Raw genomic sequence first — 20,779 nt, 5'->3', positions numbered from 1 at the left:
ACTTGTTTGCATATGGAGCCATGACATGACGCGCGATTCCCTTTCTTCGCCCCTGCCCGACGTGGCGGCCGGCCCCCATCTGGGCAGTCCCTTGCCGCTCGAATGGGTGGGCATGCAGGGCATCGCCTTGCCGCTGTGGCTGGAAGAGGGCGGGCAGGCGCAGCAAGTGCATGCCTGGGCCGACGTGCAAGTCGATCTGCCCGATCCGCACGTGAAGGGTATCCACATGTCGCGCCTGTATCTGCTGCTCGACGCGTTTGCCGCCGCGCAGCCGCTCGATGCGGGCGCCCTGGCCGCCGTGTTGCGGCGCATGGTGGACAGTCACGCCGACTGCGGCAGCACGCAGGCGCGCATCGCGCTGGCGTTTCCCGTGCTGCGGCGCCAGCCGGCGCTGCTGACGGCGGGGCTGGCGGGATGGAAATCGTATCCCGTGCGCCTGCAAGCCAGTGTTGCTGCGCAAGGTTTTGCCCTGTCCCTGACGGTGGAGATCGGCTACTCGTCGACCTGTCCCTGTTCGGCGGCGCTGGCGCGGCAATTGCTGGCCGACGCGTTTGCGGCGCGGTTCCGGGAAGGGGCAATCGATGGCGCGGCCGCGCACGCCTGGCTGCAGGAACATGCAAGCCTGGCCACGCCGCACAGCCAGCGCAGCACGGCGACGGTGACCGTGCCATTGACGGAGCAGGCGGAGCTGGACTTGTTTCCCCTGATCGACCGGGTGGAAGCGGCGCTGGCGACGCCCTTGCAGACGGCCGTGAAGCGGGCGGACGAACAGGCGTTTGCGCGCTTGAATGGTGCTAACCTGATGTACGTGGAAGACGCGGCCCGCCGCGTGCAGGCGGCGCTGGCGCCGCATCATGCGCAGGCGCGTGTTACCGTACGGCATATGGAAAGCCTGCATCCGCACGATGCCGTGGCACAGGCGGGCCAGCTTGCCTGAACTTTTCACTCAACCACCGTGGAGGAAGACCGCATGCCGGAGAACATCACGCAGGACCCTGGCGAAGACAGCCTGGAAGAGGAACTGGAGCGCGAGCGGCGCGAGCATGCGCTGATCGACGAGGAAAAGCTGGGCATGGACGAGCTGGAAGAGGAGCATTTGAAGCGGGAACGTCAGCCGGGCGTGCCGGCGGGGCGCTAGCGCGCATGCACTGCATCAGCGCTGGCATCGCGCCGCGCCGCCCGGTACAATTTCGCTTTGTCATTCTCCCTCAGCCCCGGAGGCCCATGAAATATCGCGCATTGTTCCAGTTTATCCTCGGCCTGACAGGCGCCGTCCTGGCCGGCTCGCAAGCCCATTCCGCCACCATCTGCACCGCCATGGCCGATGCCAAGACAGGCGCCGTCCTGCTGCAGGAGGGCAATTGCATCGACCGTGTTACTCCCGCGTCCACGTTCAAGATCGCGCTCAGCCTGATGGGCTATGACGCCGGCTTCCTCAAGGACGAGCACAAGCCCAGCCTGCCATTCCGCCAGGGCTATGTGGACTGGGGTGGCGAAGCGTGGCGCCAGGATACGGACCCGTCGCGCTGGATGCAGTATTCCGTCGTCTGGTATTCGCAGCAGATCACGCAGGCGCTGGGCGCCGAGCGTTTCCAGAAATACGCCAAGGCTTTGCGCTACGGCAATGCGGATGTGTCGGGCGACCCGGGCAAGGACAACAGCCTGGAGCGCTCGTGGATCAGCTCTTCGCTGAAAATCTCGCCGCTGGAACAGCTGGGCTTCTTGCGCAAACTGGTCAACGATCAATTGCCCGTCACCAAGCAGGCCATGGAGCAGACCCGACGCCTGACGCGCCTGGCGGACGTGGGCGGCTGGCAAGTGCATGGCAAGACGGGCGCCGCCTTCCCGCGCAAGCCTGACGGCAGCTTCGACGAAGCGCATGGCTACGGCTGGTTCGTGGGCTGGGCCAGCAAGGGCGGGCGCAGCATCGTGTTCGCGCGCCTGGTGCAAGATGAGCAGAAGGGCCAGCAGTCCGCAGGCTTGCGCACGCGCGAAGCGATGCTGAAGGAATTGCCGGCCCTGCTGGAGCAGGCGCAGAAGTGACGGCCAGCATCGTCGCCGCCACCTTCATCGCTACCGAGGGCGAGTACCTGGAAGCCGTCATCGAGGTGGGCGGCCAGCGCCTGCACGTGATGGACGAGTTCGGCGGCGGGCAACTGGCCGCCGGCACGCAAGTCCAGCTCGAACTGTGGCCCATGGCCAGCGAAATCGACGACTGGGACGCCATCTTCCGCGCCAATCCTGGCCGGGAAAAGCGCCTGGTGCGCCTCGATGGCTGGCGCTACCTGGCGCTCGGCGTCGTGACCCAGGTCGATCCCGTCGTCTGCGATTGCGGCCTGCTACAGCTGGAAAACCCGTTTACGACGCATGACGGGCGCTGCGTGGGCGCGTATGTCGGCGTCACCTTGGCGCGCCTCGATGCTTGCCTGGCGTAAATTCCGGCCCGCTTTGTTGCCCGCCCTATATACTTGCTGAAACGGATTCCCCGGCATCAGACAAGGTTATAAGCATGGCATCAGGCATGGAGCAGTTTCAGGAAAAAGCACGGCAGGCGTTCATACGCGCGCGCGCGCAGGCAGTGCGCGTGGCGGGAGTGGTGTGGACAAAAGCGGTGGCGCTGTACCGGCGCGGCCACGCGCACTTGATGACCTTGCCGCCCGTGCGGCGCGCGCTGGTGCTGGCCTTATGGTCGTTTCTGGCCCTGCTGGCGCTGGTGATCCTGTACATGCTGTTGCTGATCCCCCTGACGCCGAGCATCCACGACTTGCGCCAGGCGCGCGCGGCCGCGCCGACCACCATGGTCAGCGCCGATGGCAAGGAACTTGCCCGCTTCGACCAGGGCTTGCAGGAGCGGGTCACGTTAAAGCAGATTTCGCCGAACGTGATCAGTGCGCTGATCTCGACGGAAGACCACCGTTTCTACGAACACCACGGCATCGACTTCACGCGCACGGCCGGCGCCATTCTGCATACGGCAGGGGGCAACCCGCAAGGCGGTTCCACCATCACGCAGCAGCTGGCGCGCAATATGTTTCCCGAGGAAATCGGCCGCTCGCGCAACCTGAACCGCAAGCTCAAGGAATTGATCACGGCCCTGAAAATCGAGGCCACCTACAGCAAGACGGAAATCCTGGAAGCCTACCTGAACACGGTTCCCTTCCTGTACAACACCTACGGCATCGAAATGGCGGCCCGCACCTATTTCGACAAACCCGCCGCGCGTCTCGACATCCTGGAAAGCGCCACCCTCGTCGGCATGCTCAAGGGCACGAATTACTACAATCCCGTCGGCAATCCCGAACGCTCCCTGCAGCGGCGCAACGTGGTGCTGGGCCAGATGCGCAAGCATGACGTCATCGACGAGGCGCGCTACAAGCAGCTGATCAAGCGTCCGCTGCGCCTGCATTTCGAGCGCCAGAGCGAGCGGGCGCAGTCGGACAGCCATTTCACGGCCTATGTGCGCAAATGGCTGATCGACTGGGCCGACGAGAACGACTACAACCTGGAACTCGATGCGCTGGTGGTGCACACCACGCTCGACCACGATTTGCAGCAGGCGGCCGAGCGCGCCGTCGAGCGCCAGGCGAATGCCTTGCAGGCGATCGCCGACGTGGAATGGAGCCGCGCCGGCGTGCCGTCGTCCACGTCGACGGGCATGTACGCGGGCATGCAGGGTGGCAGCGTGCCCTTCGATTATTTCTGGAAATCGCATCCGGCGCTGCTGGACGCCTTCGTGCGCGAGTCGGGCGACTACCGCAAGCTGACGGCGGCCGGCGGCACGCCCGAAGCGGCGCTGGCGCAGCTGAAGGGCGACCGCGCCTTCATGGCGGCCCTGCGCAAGTCGAAGACGCGGCTGGAAGCGGGCTTTGCGGCCATGGACCCGGCCACGGGCGCCGTGCGCGCCTGGGTGGGCAGCCGCGACTTTGCGCGCGAACAGTTCGACCACGTGTCGCAGGCGGCGCGCCAGCCCGGTTCCACCTTCAAACCCATCGTGTATGGCGCGGCGCTGGAAAAGGGACTGAGCCCTGAGCACGTCTACCGCGATGCCGTGATGGACATCAAGGCGGCCGACGGCACCAAATGGCGCCCGACGGACATGAGCGGCACGACGGGCCGCGACATGACCATGCGCGACGGCCTCGTCTACTCGAAAAACACCATCACGGCGCAAGTGATGCAGGACGTGGGCTTGCCGCCCATCATCAAGCTGGCGCGCGCGCTGGGTATCCGCGACAGCAAGCTGGAAAAAGTGCCGTCGCTGGCGCTGGGCACCAGTCCTGTCACCTTATTGGAAATGGTCAACGCCTACGCCAGCATCGCGGCCCAGGGCGAAGCCCGTCTGCCGTTCGTCGTCACGCACATCACGGACCGCGAAGGCAAGGTCATCGCCCGCTTCGGCGAAGACAAGCCCAAGCGCGCCATGCAGGCCGAATCGGCCGCCACCCTGACGGACATGATGCGCGGCGTCATCGACCGGGGCACGGGCACGGCCATCCGCAGCCGCTTCGGCATCCGTTCCGACGTGGCCGGCAAGAGCGGCACCACGCAAAACAATGCGGACGGCTGGTTCATCCTGATGCACCCGCAACTCGTCGGCGGCGCCTGGGTCGGTTTCAACGACGCGCGCGTCACCATGCGCAGCAATTACTGGGGCCAGGGTGGCCACAACGCCGTGCTGGTGGTGGGCGACTTCTTCAAGACGGCGCTCGACACGGGCAAAATCGCGCGCGACGCCATCTTCCCTGGCGGCAAGCCACCGCCGCCGCTGCGCCACGTGGAACCGGTCGAGGAGCCGCAGGATGAACCGGTGGAAGAGCCGGGCGATCTGCTGCAGGAAGGCGCGCCGCCCGCGCCGCTGGCCGTGCCGGCGGAAGAGGGCGGGCAGGAAGCGCATGGCAAGGCGGTGCCGGAACCGGCTCCCGCGCCCGTCCCGGCGCCGCAGCCAATGCCGCAAGGCTAGCGGCCACGATGTTATTTGATACAGGACAATAATGACACCGAAGCCCACCTTGCGCCTGATCCTCGGTGACCAGCTCAATACGCAGCACCGCTGGTTTACCGACGTCGACGACGCCACCATCTACGTCTTGATGGAAGTGCGGCAAGAAACCGATTATGTGCTGCATCACGCGCAGAAAATCCTGGCCATCTTCGCTGCCATGCGCGACTTTGCGCGCCAGCTGCGCGAGGATGGCCACGCCGTGCATTACATCGCCATCGGCGACGTGGCCAGCACGCGCTCGATACCGGAGAATATCGAAGCGCTGATTCGCCACTATGACGCCGGCGCCGTCGAATACCAGGCGCCCGACGAGTGGCGCCTCGACCAGCAGCTCTACCAGGCCGGACGGCGCTCGGCCATCCCGTGGCTGATGGTCGACAGCGAGCATTTCTATACGGCCCGCCACGAGGCGGCCGATATTTTCGCCGGGCGCAAGCAATGGCTGATGGAGTTTTTCTACCGCCAGATGCGCGGCACGCATCAGGTGTTGATGGAAGACGCGAAAAAACCCGTCGGCGGCCAGTGGAATTTCGATCACGATAACCGCAAGCCCTGGCGCGGCACGCCCGCCGAGCCGCAAGACCCGCGCACCGTGCATGACCATTCGCGTCTATGGGAAGGCATCGTCGCCGCCGGCGTGAAGAGCTTCGGCGCGCCCTGTGCGGACCGGCTGGCCTGGGCGCTGAACCGGGATGAGGCGCTGCAGCAGCTCGATGCCTTCATCGAGCGGGCCTTGCCGCATTTTGGCGATTTCCAGGATGCCATGAGCAGCAAGGCCTGGCGCCTGTTCCACTCCCTGCTGTCGTTCGCGCTGAACGTGAAAATGCTGAACCCGCGCGAAGTCGTCGACAGGGCGCAGGCCGCCTATTACGCCGGCCACGCTCCCCTGGCCGCGGTCGAGGGCTTCATCCGCCAGATCCTGGGCTGGCGCGAATATGTGCGCGGCGTCTACTGGGCGCAGATGCCCGGTTATGCGGAAAAGAATTTCTTTGGCCATGCGCGTGCGCTGCCCTCCTGGTTCTGGGACGGCAAGACGAAGATGCATTGTTTGTCGCAGGCGATCACGCAGTCGCTGGAACAGGCGCACGCGCACCACATCCAGCGCCTGATGGTGATCGGCAACTTCGCGCTGCTGGCCGGCCTCGATCCGGCGAGGGTCCACGGCTGGTACCTGGGCATTTACATCGACGCCTTCGAATGGGTGGAACTGCCCAATACCGTCGGCATGAGCCAGTTCGCCGACGGCGGCCTGCTGGCCACCAAGCCGTATGTCTCCAGCGCCGCGTATATCGACCGCATGGGCGATTATTGCAAGGGATGCCATTACGACAAGAAGGCGCGCATCGGCGAGCGCGCCTGCCCCTTCAATGCCCTGTACTGGGATTTTTTCCACCGCAACGCGGCCACGCTGGAGCACAATCCCCGCATCGGCATGGCGTATCGCCAGCTGGAAAAAATGGACGAGGAAACAGTCGCCGCTTTCCGGCAGCAGGCGGCCACGATGCTGGCCAGGCTCGATTCCTTGTAACGCAGGGCAATGTGGTCTGTTTCCCACGGTGGATGTCCAACCGGACGATGGAGCCGGGACTCAGGATTTCCTCATGTTATGGGAAACGGTAGCGGGCAAGGCCCGAAAAACTGCCGAGCGGTGGCGGCAGGCTGCCTACCATTTTGGTTGACGTGACCAGCGCAGCACTGTGGCAAGCCTGATTCTCACCGTATAGTCTTCTCCCGTTTCATGCTCCAGCCACAGGACTCCGTCTTCGATGCTGACCCAGGCATCGACTATTCGCGTGTCGAACGGCATCGCCGTATCTTTGATATCAATCTTCACTCTTCCAGACTTCACATTGAGCGACCTCAACACTCGCGTCGTTCGTTGCGTAAACTCGATGACGTATGAAGTGCTTGTCTTTTTTGTCATTGGAAATGCTCACCCAAAATGCTTTGAAATTTTTTTAAATATTACTACATAAAAAATTTCCATCGCGCACGAAGGCGAATGCAACAAAGAAGACGGCATTATAAAAATTTTCCATAAAGAAATATTTATTATTTTTAATAAATTAAAGTTCAACTATGGAGTGGCGTTATTTTTGCACATCGCAGGAACAGTTTCAGGTTAATTGTTTCTCGATGGATATGTGTTTATATGTTTTGCAATATTTATTATGTTATATTTCTTATATTGATATAAATCAATGTTTTCTGCGTATTAATTTGAGGAGGTATTCTTGCTGTTAGGATATGGCTCAACTCTGGCTTCGGTGAGTGATGCATGCTCATGGGAAATGAAAGTTATTTTTGGAAAATTTTTTGTGCGGGTGCCGAAGAGATATTTGAGGTGCCGTAAAGCAGATGGCGTATCCGCATACGATATTTTCCGCGCCAATATATTCATCGTGAGAAATATATTGATGGTATGGTTCAGATTGTTAATGGCCGTGAATGGTATAAAACCCATTATTGCAATGCCGGCAGAATTAAATCAGGTTCTGATGGTTTAATTGGTGGCGTAGATTGTGCAATTGATGCCTTGAATATTTTTCATGAAGAAGAGATTTTCGGCGCAATGGAAAATGGAATGAACATCGTTCTTTTTATCGCCTATTTCCTGCCTTCTCTGGGAAAGGCATTATTGTTGCGTGAGGATGAAGGTATGGGCGATGGCGAAATTGCGATAAAGATGGCATACCGAATGGGAACAGTGCGAAGCCGTATGCACAGAGTAAGGGCGGAGATACGCAAGAGACCGGAAGAGTATCAATAAAGGCGGCCTGCCGAATTGCGGTAGCCCGAAGCGGGAGCATGCGGTGCTTGTCCCCCTACTTGACATGAATTGACATGGTGACTAAAAATTACATCGGCGGCCCCGTGCAGGTGGAGCCGGATCATCCCAGGCGGATCGATGCATTGACAGCACAAAAAATTGATGTGGCGATTATTTTTCAGGAAATGCTTGGCACTGCCGTGGCAGCAAAATACCTGCATACAAATGGCGTGCCGCTATCTGTCGCATTGCGCGTATTGGTCTGCGAGCGCAGAAAAGATCCATCGCCGCCCAAAATGATCGGACTCGAAAAAGGGCCTGCCCATCATCCCCCGTCGAGGTTGAGCGAGACAGGCGCCGAATCGGATTGACAGCACGGGAATAAGCTGCTGTGCCGGGTCATCGCTGGAACAGATTCCTGCTTGCATGGCGTGCGGCCGCCGCTTTCCACGGGCGACCAGCCGATATTGAAACGCCGCATCAGCGCCAGATGGTGCACATTGAGCACCTTGGGCAGCAGAGAGTCTAGTGTGGACAGGATGCGCTGGCGCACGGCGCGGGGCAGGTCGTTGTCTGCCGCGCGCGCAAGCACGGGCGAGCACAGCAGGACGCCGGCGACGCGCAGCAGTTGGCGCCGCAGGGGCTGGCTCAGCCGTTGCATCACGGCGCCGTCAAGTCCTGGCGCTGGAATTCGATGCGGTTTTCCTGGTAGGTCCACTTGGTGTAGGGGCCGAACACGCGCCGGTTTTCCTTGCTGTCGGCATTCGATTGCTCGCGCTTCATGCGCCGCACGAGGGCGGTATCGACCAGCGGTTCGGTCGTCGTGCCGAACACTTCGTGGCGCACGCTTTGCTTGGCGTCGGCGCCGCGCGAAATGATGGTGAGCTTGCGCGTGGCGGGATCGAAGTACAGGCGCATGGCAAACGTGTTCATGTCCTGCAGGTACAGGCCATCGTCGCGCTGCTGGGCGTAGAAATAATCGCCGCAGACGGCCTTCGGCTCGCGTTTCCACTCGCAGGACAGGACGATCAGCAGGTGATGCTCATCGAGTTGCTTGACCGAGATGCGTCCCTTGGAATAGCCCCAGTTACTGGGCGGCACGGTCTTCGACGAGAGCAGATTGTATTCGCCAACCAGCTTGGTCAGGGGAAGGGGCGCTTGGGCGAAGGCGCTGATGCAGAGAGTCAAGGCGGCTGCCGCAGAGGCGCCGCGTAGGCAGGAAAATGGAATCATGATGGCCATAAAGAAAAGTTGCCATATTATAGATGGCAACTTGCCAAGATGGCCGCGCGCTTGCGCAGCGCGCCGCTTGTTACTTCAGCTTGCTCAATTCCGCCACGTCGATCTTGACGACCCTGCCTTCGGTGGCGGCCACGAGTGCATGGAAGTGGGGCGTCGCGTAGTGCGCCGTCAGGGCCGCGTTGTTCGTCCATTCTTCCAGCATGATGAAGCGCGTGGGAATCTTGTTGTCGAGGTGCAGTTCGTAGCGCAGGCAGCCGCTTTCCGCGCGGCTCGGCGGCACGACGGCTTCCAGGGCGGCGCGCACGGCGTCGATATGTTGGGCTTGGGCATCGATAGTGGCGACGACGGTCAGGGTCATGGTGGTCCTTGTAAAGTGGTGGGGCGGATGCAGCTTAGCGCATCTTGCCCTTTCTTGTCCGCCATGCCCAGTCTGGCGGCGCCGAAACAGTTTCCGCCGCAGCCAGATAATCAAGCTGAACCTACGCCGCCTGCAGCGCGCCGATCTGCTCGAAGGCCGCCGTCATGGCCTGCATCCTGGCCGCGTCGCTGACCTTGACGCCTTCGGCGCGCACGATCTCGATCTGCTGGATGCCGAGAAAGCCGAGGAAGGCGCGCAGATGGCTTTCCTGATGTTCCAGGGCGGCCATCGGCGTGTCGGCGCCGTAGTAGCCGCCGCGCGTCGAGGCGATGATCACGCGCTTGGCTCCCAGCAAGCCTTCCGGGCCATTGGCGCCGTACTGGAAGGTCTTGCCGGGCACGGCCAGCGCGTCGAGCCACGATTTGAGCTGGCTGGGGATGGCGAAGTTGTACATGGGGGCGCCGATGACGATGACGTCGGCGGCCAGTACTTGCTCCAGCGCGGCGGCAAGGATTGCCCCCTCGGCGGCACCGGGTGCGGCCGTAAATTGCGGCAGGGGCTGGGCGGCCAGGTCGCGGTAGTGGACGGTGGCGCCGGGCGCGGCCGCTTGCAGGCGGGCCACGATGGCGGCGCTCAGTTGGCGGCTGACGGAATGCTCGCCAAGGACGCTGGAATCGATATGCAGGATGTTCATGGTTGCCTTCTTGGATGGTATGATCGGGTGGTATGTTTTTGTAACCGGGTTAAATATAGTGACTATCAAATGAACGCACAAGAAGGCACTTTTTCCACACTGGGGCACACGGATGTGACCATGGGCGAGGTGGCCGCGCGCGGGGCCGAACTGGAAAAGCGCATGCGTGACCATGGCGGCCATGCGGGCGTGGCGGACTCGTGCCGCCCGATCACGGATATCCTGACCCGCGTGGGCGACAAATGGAGCGTGATGGTGGTGATGTTGCTGGGCAATGGCACCAAGCGCTTCAACGAGATGCGCCGCCTGATCGGCGGCATTTCGCAGCGCATGCTGACTTTGACCCTGCGCGGCCTGGAGCGCGACGGTCTCGTCACGCGCACCGTGTTTCCCACCGTGCCGCCGCGCGTCGACTATGCGCTGACGGACCTGGGGCGTTCGCTATTGATTCCCATCAGCGCGCTGGGCGCCTGGGCCTACGGCCACCGCGACGCCATCGATGCGGCACGGCTGGCGTTCGATGCCAGGGCCGATGCGGGCGCGACGTCAGGCAGCTAGCTTAGTTCGATCACTGCCAGCATGTCATTGCCATCCGCATCCATGCCTTTTTCCACGAAACCCATGCTGGCATAGAACTGTTTCGCGTTGGTATTACCGGGCTTGTAGCAGATTTCGATGCTGCGCACATCCGGGCGGGCGCGGATTTCCTACTGTTCCACCACCCGCATCAAACGGCGGTGGAACACCGAGGGCACGGCGGCTGTGGCTCGGGCCGCCATCACATTGACCTGGCAGCGACCGCCTCGGCCCCGGCCTGCGGCGCCTGCCAGCCGCCGCCCAGCGCCCGGTAGGCGGCGACTGCCGCGCGCGCCGACGCCGTTTGCGCCTGCGCGCGCGCGTCCCTTGCACGCAGCAGCCTCGTATCGGCCTGCAGTAGATCAAGCCGGCTGGTGACGCCTTTCTCGTAGGCTGCCAGCGAAGCGGCGCGGGCGCGCTCAAGCGCCTCTACGCCATGCGCCTGTAGAGTGGCCTGTTCTTCATGGCGCAGCAGAGCCGAGCAGGCGTTTTCCACGTCTTCGGCAGCATGCAGCACAGCCAGCCGGTAGGCCGCCAGCAGCTCGGCTTCCTGGCCATGCGAAGCCTCGATCTGCGCATCGATGCGGCCGAAATCGAACAGGCGCCAGCGCAGGCCCAGCATGCCGGCGGCCTGGCCTGAGCCGCTGCCGAACAGGGCGCCGCCGGCCGTGGCGCTGCCAAACAAGGCGCCAAAATTGAATTTCGGGTAGTACTCGGCAACGGCCGCGCCGGTGCGCGCGCTGGCGGCGGCCAGGCGCCGCTCGGCGGCGATCAGGTCGGGCCGGCGCCGCAGCAGTTCGCCTGGCGAGCCGCCGGCCGTGATACGCGGCGCGCGCGCCATCACGCCGGCGGCGGCCATTTCATCGCCGTAGGTGCCGGGTGCCGCGCCCAGCATCACGTCGAGCGCATGCAGCGCCACCTCGCGCGCCGTGTCCAGGCCGGGCACGGCGGCGCGCGCCTGCGCCAGCGATGCTTCGGCCTGCCGCAGGGCCGGCTCGTTCGCCAATCCCTTGTCGTATAGCAGTGTGGCGAGTTCCAGCAGCGCCGCGTCGGTGTCGACCTGCCGGCGCGCGAGGTCGAGCCGCGCCTGCAGGCCCTGGATGGACAGGTAAAGGTCCGCCGTTTGCGCCGCCACGGCCAGGCGCGTTGCGGCCCAGCCAGCCTCGCTGGCCTCGTAATCGGCGCGCGCCGCTTCACGTTCGCGGCGCAGGCCGCCGAACAGGTCGAGTTCCCACGACGCCTGCAGGTTCAATTCCCGCGCGCTGCCGGCGCGGTCATGGCCTGGCGTGGCGCTCAAGACCTTGCCCAGCGGCGTTTGCACCGACTGGTAGGCGCGCGCCGCCTGACCGCCAATGCTGGCCGACGGCAGCAGCGCGGCGTCTGCCGCCCCGGTGGCGGCGCGCGCCTGCCTGATCCTGGCCTGCGCCTGCTCCAGGTCGAGGTTTTGCGCCAGCGCCACCGTTACCAGACGGGTCAGGCGCGGATCGCCGAACGCTGTCCACCACTGCCGCAGTTCGGCGGCGTCCGCGTCCTGGCGCGCGCCGAGCGCCGCCTGGTGCAGATACTGCGCCGCTAGCGGCGCTTCGGGCCGGCGGTAGTCCAGGCCAGCAGTGCAGCCGGTGGCGGCCAGGCCGGCGGCGATCAGCAGAAAGGGGAGGCGCAGGCGTGGCAGTGGCATGGTGGTCTTCCAGTTCAAAAAAGAAATAATGTGTGACTATAATACATATTGGTCACTTATTGTGCATTCCGTCGCGGCGCGTTAAGCTGTCGCCATGAATTCCACCACACCCGACACACCAAGCCCTGCGCGCGGCCCGGCCGGCCACGACGTGCGCGACCAGATCGTTGCCGCCGCCACCGATTACTTCAGCCGCTACGGCTATGAAAAGACGACGGTCTCCGACCTGGCCAGGGCGATCGGCTTTTCCAAGGCCTATATCTATAAATTCTTCGAGTCCAAGCAAGCCATCGGCGAGCATATCTGCGCCAGCTGCCTGCGCCAGATCGAAACCGAGGTGAGAAACGCGGTGGCGGCGGCCGGCCAGCCGCCGGAGCAGCTGCGGCGCATGTTCCGGACCAGCGTCGAGGCCAGCTTGCGGCTGTTTTCCCAGGACCGCAAGCTGTACGACATCGCCGCCTCGGCCGCCACCGGGCGCTGGCCTGCCGTGCAAGCCTACGAGCTGGCGATGGGCGCCTTGCTGCAGGATATCTTGCAGCAGGGACGCAAGACGGGCGACTTTGAACGCAAGACGCCGCTCGACGAAACGGCCAGCGCGATCTATCTGGTGATGCGCCCCTACGTCAATCCCTTGCTGCTGCAGCACAGCGTCGACAGCAGCGAAACGGCGGTGCTGCAACTGTCCAGCCTGGTGCTGCGCAGCCTGTCGCCATAGTTTTGCACTAATTTGTGACCATTGACTTATTTGGTCACTAGTACCAGAATGAGAACCCTGATCACTCATTCATGGGATTCTTATGCGCTGGCGCCGCCTCGCTTCATCTGTAGTCATCTCCACCTTGCCCCTGGCCTTGAGCGCCTGCGCCGACAAGGCGCAGGCCGATCCGCGCACCGCCACGCCGCTGGTGCGCGCCGTCCCGGTGCAGGGCGCCGAAGCGGGCACGCGCAGCTTTACGGGCGTGGTCGCGCCGCGCGTGCAAAGCGACCTCGGTTTCCGCGTGGCCGGCAAGGTGCGCGAACGGCTGGTCGACGCCGGCCAGGCCGTGCGCCGTGGCCAGCCATTGTTGCGCCTCGACGCCGACGACCTGCAACTGCTGGCGCAGGCGCGGCAGGAGTCCGTCACGGCCGACCGCGCCCGCGCGCGCCAGGCGGCGGACGAGGAAGCGCGCTACCGCGACTTGCGCGGCACCGGCGCCATCTCGGCATCCAATTACGACCAGGTGAAGGCGGCGGCTGACGCGGCCGGCGCCCAATTGAAAGCGTCCGAAGCCCTGGCCGGGGTGGCGCGCAATGCGTTGCAGTACGCGGTGCTGCTGGCCGACGCCGACGGTGTCGTGATGGACACCCTGGCCGAACCGGGCCAGGTAGTCGCGGCCGGGCAGGTGGTGGTGCGCCTGGCCCATGACGGCCGGCGCGAAGCGGCGATCCAGCTGCCGGAAACCGTACGCCCCGCGCTCGGCTCCAAGGCCCAGGCCACCCTGTTCGGCAGGCCGGGCGCCAGCGTGCCGGCCACCTTGCGCCAGCTGGCGCAGACGGCGGACCGGCAAACGCGCACTTTCGAGGCGCGCTATGTGCTAGACGCGGCGCTCTCAAGCGCGCCGCTGGGCGCCACCGTCACCCTGCGCCTGCCCGGCGCGCATGCCGCCAGCGGCACTGTGCAAGTGCCGCTGGCGGCCCTGCACGATGCGGGCAAGGGGCAGGGCGTGTGGGTGATCGCCGGTACGCCGGCGCAAGTGACCTGGCGGCCGGTGAAGGTGCAGGGGCTGCACGATGACGGCGCCGACGTCAGCGGCCTGAAGGAGGGCGAACGCATCGTCGCGCTGGGCGCCCATCTGCTGCACCAGGGAGAGCGGGTCAGGCTCGAACCGGCGCCAGTGGCCGCCGGCGCGGGAGCGCATCCATGAGCGCGGCGGGCTTCAACCTGTCGGCGCTGGCCGTGCGCGAGCGTTCCGTCACCCTGTTCCTGATCTGTCTCATTTCGCTGGCCGGCCTGCTGTCGTTCTTCAAGCTGGGGCGCGCGGAAGACCCGGCCTTCACGGTCAAGGTGATGACCATCGTCACCGCCTGGCCTGGCGCCAGCGCGCGCGAAATGCAGGACCAGGTGGCCGACAAGATCGAAAAGCGCCTGCAGGAGCTGCGCTGGTATGAACGGGCCGAGACCTACACCAGGCCCGGCCTGGCTTTCACGACCCTGACACTGCTCGACAGCACGCCGCCCGGGCAGGTGCAGGCCGAGTTCTACCAGGCGCGCAAGAAGGCCGGCGACGAGGCGGCCAATTTGCCGGCCGGCGTGATCGGCCCCATGATCAATGACGAATACGCGGACGTCACCTTTGCCCTGTATGCGCTGAAAGCCAAAGGCGAGCCGCAGCGCCTGCTGGTGCGCGAGGCGGAAACCTTGCGCCAGCGGCTGTTGCACGTGGCGGGCGTCAAAAAGGTCAATATCATCGGCGAGCAGGCCGAACGCATCTACGTGGAGTTTTCGCAGGAACGCCTGGCCACCCTGGGCGTGCGGGCGCAGGACGTGTTCGCGGTACTGCACGGCCAGAATGCCCTCACGCCGGCCGGCTCGGTCGAAACGCGCGGGCCGCAGGTGTCCATCCGCCTCGACGGCGCGCTCGACGCGCTGCAAAAGATCCGCGATACGCCCGTGGTGGCGCAGGGGCGCACCTTGGCCCTGTCCGATATCGCCACCGTGCGCCGTGGCCAGGAAGACCCGGCCAGTTTCCTGGTGCGCAATGGCGGCGAGCCGGCGCTGCTGCTGGGCGTGGTCATGCGCGACGGCTGGAACGGGCTGGACCTGGGCAAGGCGCTGGACGGGGAAGTGACGGCCATCGGTGCCGCCATGCCGCTGGGCATGAGCCTGGCCAAGGTTACCGACCAGGCTGTCAATATCAGCGCGGCCGTCGACGAATTCATGCTCAAGTTCCTCGCCGCGCTGCTGGTGGTGATGCTGGTGTGCTTTATCAGCATGGGCTGGCGCGTCGGCATCGTGGTGGCCGCCGCCGTGCCGCTGACCCTGGCCGTGGTGTTCATCGTGATGGCCGCGACAGGCAAGAATTTCGACCGCATCACCCTCGGCTCCCTGATCCTGGGCCTCGGCCTGCTGGTGGACGACGCCATCATCGCCATCGAAATGATGGTCGTGAAAATGGAAGAGGGCTACAGCCGCATCGCCGCCTCCGCCTACGCCTGGAGCCATACGGCCGCGCCCATGCTGGCGGGTACCCTGGTAACGGCCGTCGGCTTCATGCCCAACGGCTTTGCCCGCTCCAGCGCCGGCGAATACACGAGCAATATGTTCTGGATCGTCGGCATCGCGCTGATCGCGTCATGGGTGGTGGCGGTGGTGTTTACGCCCTACCTGGGCGTGAAGCTGCTGCCCGAGCTGAAAAAGGTCGCCGGCGGCCATGATGCGCTGTACGACACGCCGCGCTACCACCGCTTTCGCCGGCTGCTGGGGCGCGTGATCGCCCGCAAATGGCTGGTGTTCTGCACCGTGATCGGCCTGTTCGTGCTGGCCGTGCTGGGCATGGCCGTCGTCAAGAAACAGTTCTTCCCGATCTCGGACCGCCCTGAAGTCCTGATCGAAGTGCAGCTGCCCTACGGCAGCGCGATCGGACAGACCAGCGGCGCGGCGGCGAAAGTGGAAGCCTGGCTGGCGCGCCAGCCCGAAGCGAAGATCGTCACGGCCTATGTGGGCCAGGGCGCACCGCGCTTTTACCTGGCGATGGGGCCGGAATTGCCCGATCCTTCGTTTGCCAAGATCGTCGTGCGCACCGACAGCCAGCAGGCGCGCGACAGCCTCAAGCAGCGCTTGCGCGAGGCCGTTGCCGCCGGCCTGGCGCCGGAGGCGCGCGTGCGCGTCACGCAACTGGTGTTCGGCCCGTACTCGCCGTTTCCCGTCGCCTACCGGGTCAGCGGCCCCGATCCCGAGGTGTTGCGCGGCATCGCCGACGAGGTGCGGCGCGTGATGCAGGCCAGCCCAATGATGCGTACCGTCAATACCGACTGGGGCACGCGCACGCCCACCCTGCATTTCAGTTTGCAGCAGGACCGCTTGCAGGCGATGGGCCTGACGTCGGCCGCCGTGGCGCAGCAGCTGCAGTTCCTGCTCAGCGGCGTGCCCGTCACCGCCGTGCGCGAAGATATCCGCACGGTGCAGGTGGTGGCGCGCGCGGCAGGCGACGTGCGGCTGGACCCGGCGCGCATCGCCGACCTGACCCTGGCCGGCGCGAATGGCGAGCGCATCGCGCTGTCGCAGGTGGGCGGCGTCGAGGTGCGCTCGGAAGAACCCGTGATGCGCCGGCGCGACCGCCAGCCGACGATTACCGTGCGCGGCGACATCGCCGACGGCATGCAGCCGCCCGACGTCTCGGGCGCCATCACGGCGCAGCTGCAAGCCGTCATCGACAAGCTGCCGGTCGGCTACCGCATCGAGCAGGCCGGCTCGATCGAGGAATCGGCGAAGGCGACGCAAGCGATGCTGCCGCTGTTCCCCATCATGCTGGCGCTGACCCTGCTGATGATCATCCTGCAGGTGCGCTCGATCTCGGCGATGGTCATGGTGTTCCTGACCAGCCCGTTGGGCTTGATCGGCGTCGTGCCCACCTTGCTGCTGTTCCAGCAGCCGTTCGGCATCAATGCGCTGGTCGGCCTGATCGCGCTGTCGGGCATCCTGATGCGCAATACCCTGATCCTGATCGGCCAGATCCACCAGAACGAGGCGGCCGGCCTGGCGCCGTTCGACGCCGTGGTCGAGGCGACCGTGCAGCGCGCGCGTCCCGTGATCCTCACGGCGCTGGCGGCCATCCTGGCCTTTATTCCGCTGACCCATTCGGTATTCTGGGGCACCTTGGCCTATACCCTGATCGGCGGCACGTTTGCCGGCACGGTGCTGACCTTGGTTTTCCTGCCGGCCATGTACGCGATCTGGTTCAGGATACGGCCGCAGGCTGTATAGCTTGAATAGCGGGCCGGAGACGCGGGCCTGAGAAAATGCCGATGGCGGCGTTGCGGCTTCCTTGCCGTACTGGCGTACTGTCTGCGTCGCCGCGCCTGGCCCTCGACATTTTTCAGGTCCGCTTGGCCCGGGGCGCCTGTCTTTCTGACTTGGGCCGTTTCGTGGCTTGCCGGTTTGCTTGTTTGCTTGTTTCTTGTTTCTTGTTGCTTGTCTCTTTCTCTAGGTTCCTGCGGCATCCTGCCGGTAGCGCGCCGGCGGCAGTTCGAACTGGTTCTTGAAGAAGCGGGTAAACGCGCTTTGCGAGGAAAAACCCAGGCGCTCTCCGATTTCCACCACGCTCAGGCTCGTTTCGCGCAGCAAACGGCGCGATTCGCGGCTTTTCGCGCGCAATTCCAGCGCGCGGAACGAGGTCTGCTCCTGCTGCAGCTGGCGCTGCAGGGTCCAGCGGTTCATCGCCAGGCCGTCGCACAGGGCCGGCAGCAGCGCGGTGCCGTCGGCGTCCCCGGCGCCTTGCCGTCCCAGCAAATCGATGATCGCCTGCTCCACGCGGGCCGAAAACAGCTGCGCTCCCTGCAATTGCTGCAACTGTCCCTGCGCGTGCCGCAGCGCGTGCGGCGCCAGCATGGCGTTGAACTGGGCGAAGGGACGGTCCAGCGCAGGCGCGTCGAACGTCAGGGTGTTGCGCGCCTGGCCGAAGGTGACGGCGGCGCCGAAGCATTCGGCAATGGCCGGCGCGAACCACGGCGCCTTGCCCTGGAAGCCGGCATGGAAGGCGGTGGGTGTGCCGTCGTCGTAGGCGCGCGCCACCAGCGACAGCATGCGGAAATTGGCCAGCGCCTGCATGGCGCCCCCCAGCTGGCAGAATTCGGACAGGTATTCGATCTCGATGCGCGTGCCGTTCTCGCTCATCAGCATGAAGTCGAATTCGCCGATCAGGCCCCGCAAGTGCAGCAGCTCGTGCAGCGCGCTGCGCAGGGTGGGGCGATTGAAGCAGACGTGGGCGATGCCCGAGTAATGCGCGAACCAGTGCGTCACGTCGAGGTCGAGCAGGCCGCGGTGCTGCGGCAGCTGCTGGGCGTAGGCCGTCATGCGGCGGTGCCGCTCGGCGTTGATGCGGCCGCCCGGCTCGTCCAGCTGCGCCGGCGTGATGCCCGTCTGGCGAAAAAAGTCGGCGGGATCGTGGCCATCGGCCTGCATGGCGCGCGCGCATTGCTGCGCGATGCGGTTCGAGACCGTGCGCGTGTCGGGTTTGTGCAAGGCTGTCTCCTGCTTATTCAGCGTATTCCGCTTGTTGTAGTAATTTTTCACAAATATTAGCACTTTGTAGGAGATTGTTGGTTGTTGTGCCATCTAACCAAAAATTGTTCTCGCGGGTATAAAACGCGTGCTGCGCAGTCAAGAAACTCACGCATTCTCACGCTATATTGTTTTCGGCCGGCCTTGCTGCCGCGCCTTGATACCTACAAAAACAGTCTTGGAGATAATGATGAATTGCACTTTGAAACCGATGGCCCGCGTGGTCGCCGGCTGCGTCGCCACACTTGCCCTGGCCGCTTGCGGCAACAACCACACCGGCAGCGAGGGATACACGCAGCCCGTGTTCGGCGCCACCACCTACACCCAGTTGAAAGTCGACGGCTATACCTTCAAGGACATGAACCGCAACGGCAAGATCGACCCGTACGAAGACTGGCGCCTGCCGGCCGAGGCGCGCGCGGACGACCTGCTGTCGCGCATGAGCCTCGACGAAAAAGCGGGCCTGATGATGCACGGCACGGCGCCCACCGTGGCCGACCCCACCGGCATCGGCCAGGGCGGCGCCTACGATTTGACGGCGCTGCAAGACCTGATCGTCAAGCAATACGTCAACACCTTCATCACCCGCATGGCGGGCGACACGGCCAATATGGCGGCCCAGTACAACAAGGTGCAGGCGCTGAGCGAAACCTCGCGCCACGGCATTCCCGTCTCCATCAGCACGGACCCGCGCCACCATTTCCAGTACACGGTGGGCGCCAGCGCCGGTACCAAGGGTTTCTCGCAGTGGCCGGAAACCCTGGGCCTGGCCGCCATCGGCGACGATGCGCTGGTGCGCCGCTTCGGCGACATCGCGCGCCAGGAATACCTGGCCGTCGGCATCACGCAAGCGCTGTCGCCGCAGGCGGACCTGGCCACCGAGCCGCGCTGGTCGCGCATCAACGGCACCTTCGGCGAAGACGCGGACCTGGCCAAGCGCATGGTGCAGCACTATATCGAGGGTTTCCAGGATGGCAATACTGGCTTGCATGACGGCAGCGTGGTGGCCGTCGTCAAGCACTGGGTCGGCTATGGCGCCACGAAAGAGGGCTTCGACGGCCACAATTACTATGGCCGCTACATGACCTACCCGGGCAATAACTTCGCCTATCACGTCAAGCCGTTCGAAGGGGCGTTCACGGCCAAGGCGGCCTCCGTCATGCCGACCTACGCCCTGCCGGACGGCAATATCACCATCGACGGCATCACCCTGGAACAAGTGGCGGCCGGCTTCAGCAAGACCATGCTGACGGATCTGCTGCGCGGCAAATACGGTTTCGAGGGCGTGATCCTGTCCGATTGGGGCATCACGTCCGACTGCGACGCCAACTGCCGCAACGGCACGGCGCCTGGCGTCGCGCCTTCCTTCATCGGCTTCGGCACGCCGTGGGGCATGGAAGACGCCACCAAGGCCGAGCGCTACGTGAAGGCCGTGACGGCGGGGATGGACCAGTTTGGCGGCGTGACGGAAGCGCCTTATCTGACGCAAGCGGTGCAACGGGGCCAGCTGACGGAAGCGCGCATCGACGCGTCGGCGCGGCGCATCCTGATCCAGAAATTCAAGCAGGGCCTGTTCGAGCATCCGTTCGTCGATGCGGCCAAAGCGGCCGCCACCGTGGGCAAGGCGGACTTCATCGAAGCGGGCCTGGATGCCCAGCGCCGTTCGCTGGTCTTGCTGGAAAACAAGGACAAGGTCTTGCCGCTGGCCGCCACGGTCAAGAAGGTCTACCTGTACGGCATCGATGCGGCCGTGGCGCAGCAGTATGGCTACACGGTGGTCGCCACGCCGCAGGAAGCGGACGTGGCCCTGCTGCGCGTCGCCGCGCCGTATGAAACCCTGCACCCGAACTACATCTTCGGCAGCATGCAGCACGAGGGCCGCCTCGATTACGTCGACGGCAACGCCGACTACGAGGCGATCAAGAACGCGGCCAAGTATGCGCCGAAGACGGTCGTCACCGTGTACCTGGACCGCCCGGCCATCCTCGGCAATGTGCAGGACAAGGCCAGCGCCATCGTCGCCAACTTCGGCGTGAGCGACGGCGCGCTGTTCGATGTCCTGACGGGCAAGGCCAAGCCGCAGGGCAAGCTGCCGTTCGAGCTGCCGTCGTCGATGGCCGAAGTGCAGGTGCAGAAATCGGACGTGCCGTATGACACGGCCCATCCGCTGTACAAGTTCGGCTACGGGCTGGCTTACTAA

General features: G+C 64.3%; 21 protein-coding genes. 13 read left to right on the top strand and 8 right to left on the bottom strand.

Annotated features, from left to right (window positions below; genetic code table 11):
* Positions 1 to 25: 25 nt before the first annotated feature.
* The 6 genes from folE2 to AC3RCG_RS16780 all read left to right on the top strand — a co-directional run bounded on the left by folE2 (position 26) and on the right by AC3RCG_RS16780 (position 6,530).
* A complete protein-coding gene (gene folE2, locus AC3RCG_RS16805; protein WP_492401123.1) occupies positions 26 to 937 on the top strand; it encodes a GTP cyclohydrolase FolE2 in 912 nt (303 codons plus the stop codon).
* 33 nt (positions 938 to 970) lie between these two features.
* A complete protein-coding gene (locus AC3RCG_RS16800; protein ID WP_230502801.1) occupies positions 971 to 1,138 on the top strand; it encodes a hypothetical protein in 168 nt (55 codons plus the stop codon).
* Between the two features lie 86 nt (positions 1,139 to 1,224).
* Positions 1,225 to 2,043: a class D beta-lactamase gene (blaOXA, locus tag AC3RCG_RS16795; RefSeq protein WP_070218506.1), complete on the top strand. Its 819-nt coding sequence runs from the start codon at positions 1,225 to 1,227 to the stop codon at positions 2,041 to 2,043.
* Positions 2,040 to 2,435: a hypothetical protein gene (locus AC3RCG_RS16790; RefSeq protein ID WP_492401124.1), complete on the top strand. Its 396-nt coding sequence runs from the start codon at positions 2,040 to 2,042 to the stop codon at positions 2,433 to 2,435. The genes blaOXA and AC3RCG_RS16790 overlap by 4 nt, the downstream gene beginning before the upstream one ends.
* A 74-nt stretch (positions 2,436 to 2,509) precedes the next feature.
* Positions 2,510 to 4,960 carry a penicillin-binding protein 1A gene (locus tag AC3RCG_RS16785; RefSeq protein WP_492401125.1) on the top strand — a complete coding sequence of 817 codons (2,451 nt, stop codon included), beginning with the start codon at positions 2,510 to 2,512 and terminating at the stop codon, positions 4,958 to 4,960.
* Between the two features lie 31 nt (positions 4,961 to 4,991).
* The gene (locus AC3RCG_RS16780) at positions 4,992 to 6,530 is read left to right on the top strand and encodes a cryptochrome/photolyase family protein (RefSeq protein WP_492401126.1); all 1,539 of its coding nucleotides are present in this window, start codon (positions 4,992 to 4,994) and stop codon (positions 6,528 to 6,530) included.
* 135 nt (positions 6,531 to 6,665) lie between these two features.
* On the opposite strand, the gene AC3RCG_RS16775 is transcribed toward AC3RCG_RS16780, so the two are convergent.
* Positions 6,666 to 6,836: a hypothetical protein gene (locus AC3RCG_RS16775; RefSeq protein WP_492490366.1), complete on the bottom strand. Its 171-nt coding sequence runs from the start codon at positions 6,834 to 6,836 to the stop codon at positions 6,666 to 6,668.
* A 588-nt stretch (positions 6,837 to 7,424) separates the two neighbouring features.
* On the opposite strand from AC3RCG_RS16775, the gene AC3RCG_RS16770 reads away from it, so the two are divergent.
* Both AC3RCG_RS16770 and AC3RCG_RS16765 read left to right on the top strand, forming a co-directional pair.
* Complete coding sequence (locus AC3RCG_RS16770) at positions 7,425 to 7,772, top strand: hypothetical protein (RefSeq protein WP_492401127.1); 348 nt, start codon at positions 7,425 to 7,427, stop codon at positions 7,770 to 7,772.
* Between the two features lie 74 nt (positions 7,773 to 7,846).
* Positions 7,847 to 8,143 (top strand): hypothetical protein, encoded by a 297-nt coding sequence (locus AC3RCG_RS16765; protein ID WP_070218501.1) that lies wholly within the window; start codon positions 7,847 to 7,849, stop codon positions 8,141 to 8,143.
* On the opposite strand, the gene AC3RCG_RS16760 is transcribed toward AC3RCG_RS16765, so the two are convergent.
* From AC3RCG_RS16760 to AC3RCG_RS16745, 4 genes are all read right to left on the bottom strand, one after another.
* The gene (locus tag AC3RCG_RS16760; protein WP_492401129.1) at positions 8,098 to 8,433 is read right to left on the bottom strand and encodes a hypothetical protein; all 336 of its coding nucleotides are present in this window, start codon (positions 8,431 to 8,433) and stop codon (positions 8,098 to 8,100) included. The two genes, AC3RCG_RS16765 and AC3RCG_RS16760, sit on opposite strands and share 46 nt — an antisense overlap.
* Positions 8,433 to 8,960 (bottom strand): hypothetical protein, encoded by a 528-nt coding sequence (locus AC3RCG_RS16755; RefSeq protein ID WP_492401130.1) that lies wholly within the window; start codon positions 8,958 to 8,960, stop codon positions 8,433 to 8,435. The genes AC3RCG_RS16760 and AC3RCG_RS16755 overlap by 1 nt, the downstream gene beginning before the upstream one ends.
* 124 nt (positions 8,961 to 9,084) lie before the next feature.
* Complete coding sequence (locus AC3RCG_RS16750; protein WP_492401132.1) at positions 9,085 to 9,372, bottom strand: putative quinol monooxygenase; 288 nt, start codon at positions 9,370 to 9,372, stop codon at positions 9,085 to 9,087.
* Between the two features lie 121 nt (positions 9,373 to 9,493).
* Positions 9,494 to 10,066: an FMN-dependent NADH-azoreductase gene (locus tag AC3RCG_RS16745; RefSeq protein WP_492401133.1), complete on the bottom strand. Its 573-nt coding sequence runs from the start codon at positions 10,064 to 10,066 to the stop codon at positions 9,494 to 9,496.
* Between the two features lie 162 nt (positions 10,067 to 10,228).
* Between AC3RCG_RS16745 and AC3RCG_RS16740 the strand changes: the two genes are divergently transcribed.
* Complete coding sequence (locus AC3RCG_RS16740; RefSeq protein WP_070218572.1) at positions 10,229 to 10,624, top strand: winged helix-turn-helix transcriptional regulator; 396 nt, start codon at positions 10,229 to 10,231, stop codon at positions 10,622 to 10,624.
* Here AC3RCG_RS16740 and AC3RCG_RS16735 read toward each other — a convergent pair.
* Entirely contained in the window at positions 10,621 to 10,752 is a 132-nt protein-coding gene (locus AC3RCG_RS16735; RefSeq protein WP_409028570.1) for a hypothetical protein, read from the bottom strand. The genes AC3RCG_RS16740 and AC3RCG_RS16735 overlap by 4 nt on opposite strands.
* A 92-nt stretch (positions 10,753 to 10,844) precedes the next feature.
* Entirely contained in the window at positions 10,845 to 12,320 is a 1,476-nt protein-coding gene (locus AC3RCG_RS16730) for an efflux transporter outer membrane subunit (RefSeq protein ID WP_492401135.1), read from the bottom strand.
* A gap of 94 nt (positions 12,321 to 12,414) precedes the next feature.
* On the opposite strand from AC3RCG_RS16730, the gene AC3RCG_RS16725 reads away from it, so the two are divergent.
* The 3 genes from AC3RCG_RS16725 (at position 12,415) to AC3RCG_RS16715 (ending at position 17,283) form a co-directional block, all read left to right on the top strand.
* Positions 12,415 to 13,035, top strand: a complete 621-nt coding sequence (locus AC3RCG_RS16725; RefSeq protein WP_492401137.1) for a TetR/AcrR family transcriptional regulator — start codon at positions 12,415 to 12,417, stop codon at positions 13,033 to 13,035.
* An 82-nt stretch (positions 13,036 to 13,117) separates the two neighbouring features.
* Positions 13,118 to 14,224, top strand: coding sequence for an efflux RND transporter periplasmic adaptor subunit (locus tag AC3RCG_RS16720; RefSeq protein ID WP_492401138.1), 1,107 nt, complete (start codon positions 13,118 to 13,120; stop codon positions 14,222 to 14,224).
* Positions 14,221 to 17,283, top strand: coding sequence for an efflux RND transporter permease subunit (locus AC3RCG_RS16715; RefSeq protein WP_492401140.1), 3,063 nt, complete (start codon positions 14,221 to 14,223; stop codon positions 17,281 to 17,283). The genes AC3RCG_RS16720 and AC3RCG_RS16715 overlap by 4 nt, the downstream gene beginning before the upstream one ends.
* Before the next feature lie 219 nt (positions 17,284 to 17,502).
* Here the strand turns inward: AC3RCG_RS16715 and AC3RCG_RS16710 are convergent, their stop codons facing one another.
* Positions 17,503 to 18,540, bottom strand: coding sequence for a helix-turn-helix transcriptional regulator (locus AC3RCG_RS16710; protein ID WP_492401142.1), 1,038 nt, complete (start codon positions 18,538 to 18,540; stop codon positions 17,503 to 17,505).
* 226 nt (positions 18,541 to 18,766) lie between these two features.
* Here AC3RCG_RS16710 and AC3RCG_RS16705 point away from each other — a divergent pair, with 226 nt between their 5' ends.
* A complete protein-coding gene (locus AC3RCG_RS16705; RefSeq protein WP_492401143.1) occupies positions 18,767 to 20,779 on the top strand; it encodes a glycoside hydrolase family 3 protein in 2,013 nt (670 codons plus the stop codon).

Source organism: Janthinobacterium sp. GW823-FHT01H08 (assembly GCF_058797855.1).
This window is presented reverse-complemented; position numbering and strand designations above follow the sequence as displayed.

Excerpts from the sequence above, each read along its gene's own strand:
- folE2 (WP_492401123.1), top strand. The coding sequence starts at position 26 with ATGACGCGCGATTCCCTTTCTTCGCCCCTGCCCGACGTGGCGGCCGGC.
- AC3RCG_RS16800 (WP_230502801.1), top strand. The coding sequence starts at position 971 with ATGCCGGAGAACATCACGCAGGACCCTGGCGAAGACAGCCTGGAAGAG.
- blaOXA (WP_070218506.1), top strand. The coding sequence starts at position 1,225 with ATGAAATATCGCGCATTGTTCCAGTTTATCCTCGGCCTGACAGGCGCC.
- AC3RCG_RS16785 (WP_492401125.1), top strand. The coding sequence starts at position 2,510 with ATGGCATCAGGCATGGAGCAGTTTCAGGAAAAAGCACGGCAGGCGTTC.
- AC3RCG_RS16780 (WP_492401126.1), top strand. The coding sequence starts at position 4,992 with ATGACACCGAAGCCCACCTTGCGCCTGATCCTCGGTGACCAGCTCAAT.
- AC3RCG_RS16770 (WP_492401127.1), top strand. The coding sequence starts at position 7,425 with ATGGTTCAGATTGTTAATGGCCGTGAATGGTATAAAACCCATTATTGC.
- AC3RCG_RS16765 (WP_070218501.1), top strand. The coding sequence starts at position 7,847 with ATGGTGACTAAAAATTACATCGGCGGCCCCGTGCAGGTGGAGCCGGAT.
- AC3RCG_RS16760 (WP_492401129.1), bottom strand. The coding sequence starts at position 8,433 with ATGCAACGGCTGAGCCAGCCCCTGCGGCGCCAACTGCTGCGCGTCGCC.
- AC3RCG_RS16750 (WP_492401132.1), bottom strand. The coding sequence starts at position 9,372 with ATGACCCTGACCGTCGTCGCCACTATCGATGCCCAAGCCCAACATATC.
- AC3RCG_RS16745 (WP_492401133.1), bottom strand. The coding sequence starts at position 10,066 with ATGAACATCCTGCATATCGATTCCAGCGTCCTTGGCGAGCATTCCGTC.
- AC3RCG_RS16740 (WP_070218572.1), top strand. The coding sequence starts at position 10,229 with ATGCGTGACCATGGCGGCCATGCGGGCGTGGCGGACTCGTGCCGCCCG.
- AC3RCG_RS16730 (WP_492401135.1), bottom strand. The coding sequence starts at position 12,320 with ATGCCACTGCCACGCCTGCGCCTCCCCTTTCTGCTGATCGCCGCCGGC.
- AC3RCG_RS16725 (WP_492401137.1), top strand. The coding sequence starts at position 12,415 with ATGAATTCCACCACACCCGACACACCAAGCCCTGCGCGCGGCCCGGCC.
- AC3RCG_RS16720 (WP_492401138.1), top strand. The coding sequence starts at position 13,118 with ATGCGCTGGCGCCGCCTCGCTTCATCTGTAGTCATCTCCACCTTGCCC.
- AC3RCG_RS16715 (WP_492401140.1), top strand. The coding sequence starts at position 14,221 with ATGAGCGCGGCGGGCTTCAACCTGTCGGCGCTGGCCGTGCGCGAGCGT.
- AC3RCG_RS16705 (WP_492401143.1), top strand. The coding sequence starts at position 18,767 with ATGATGAATTGCACTTTGAAACCGATGGCCCGCGTGGTCGCCGGCTGC.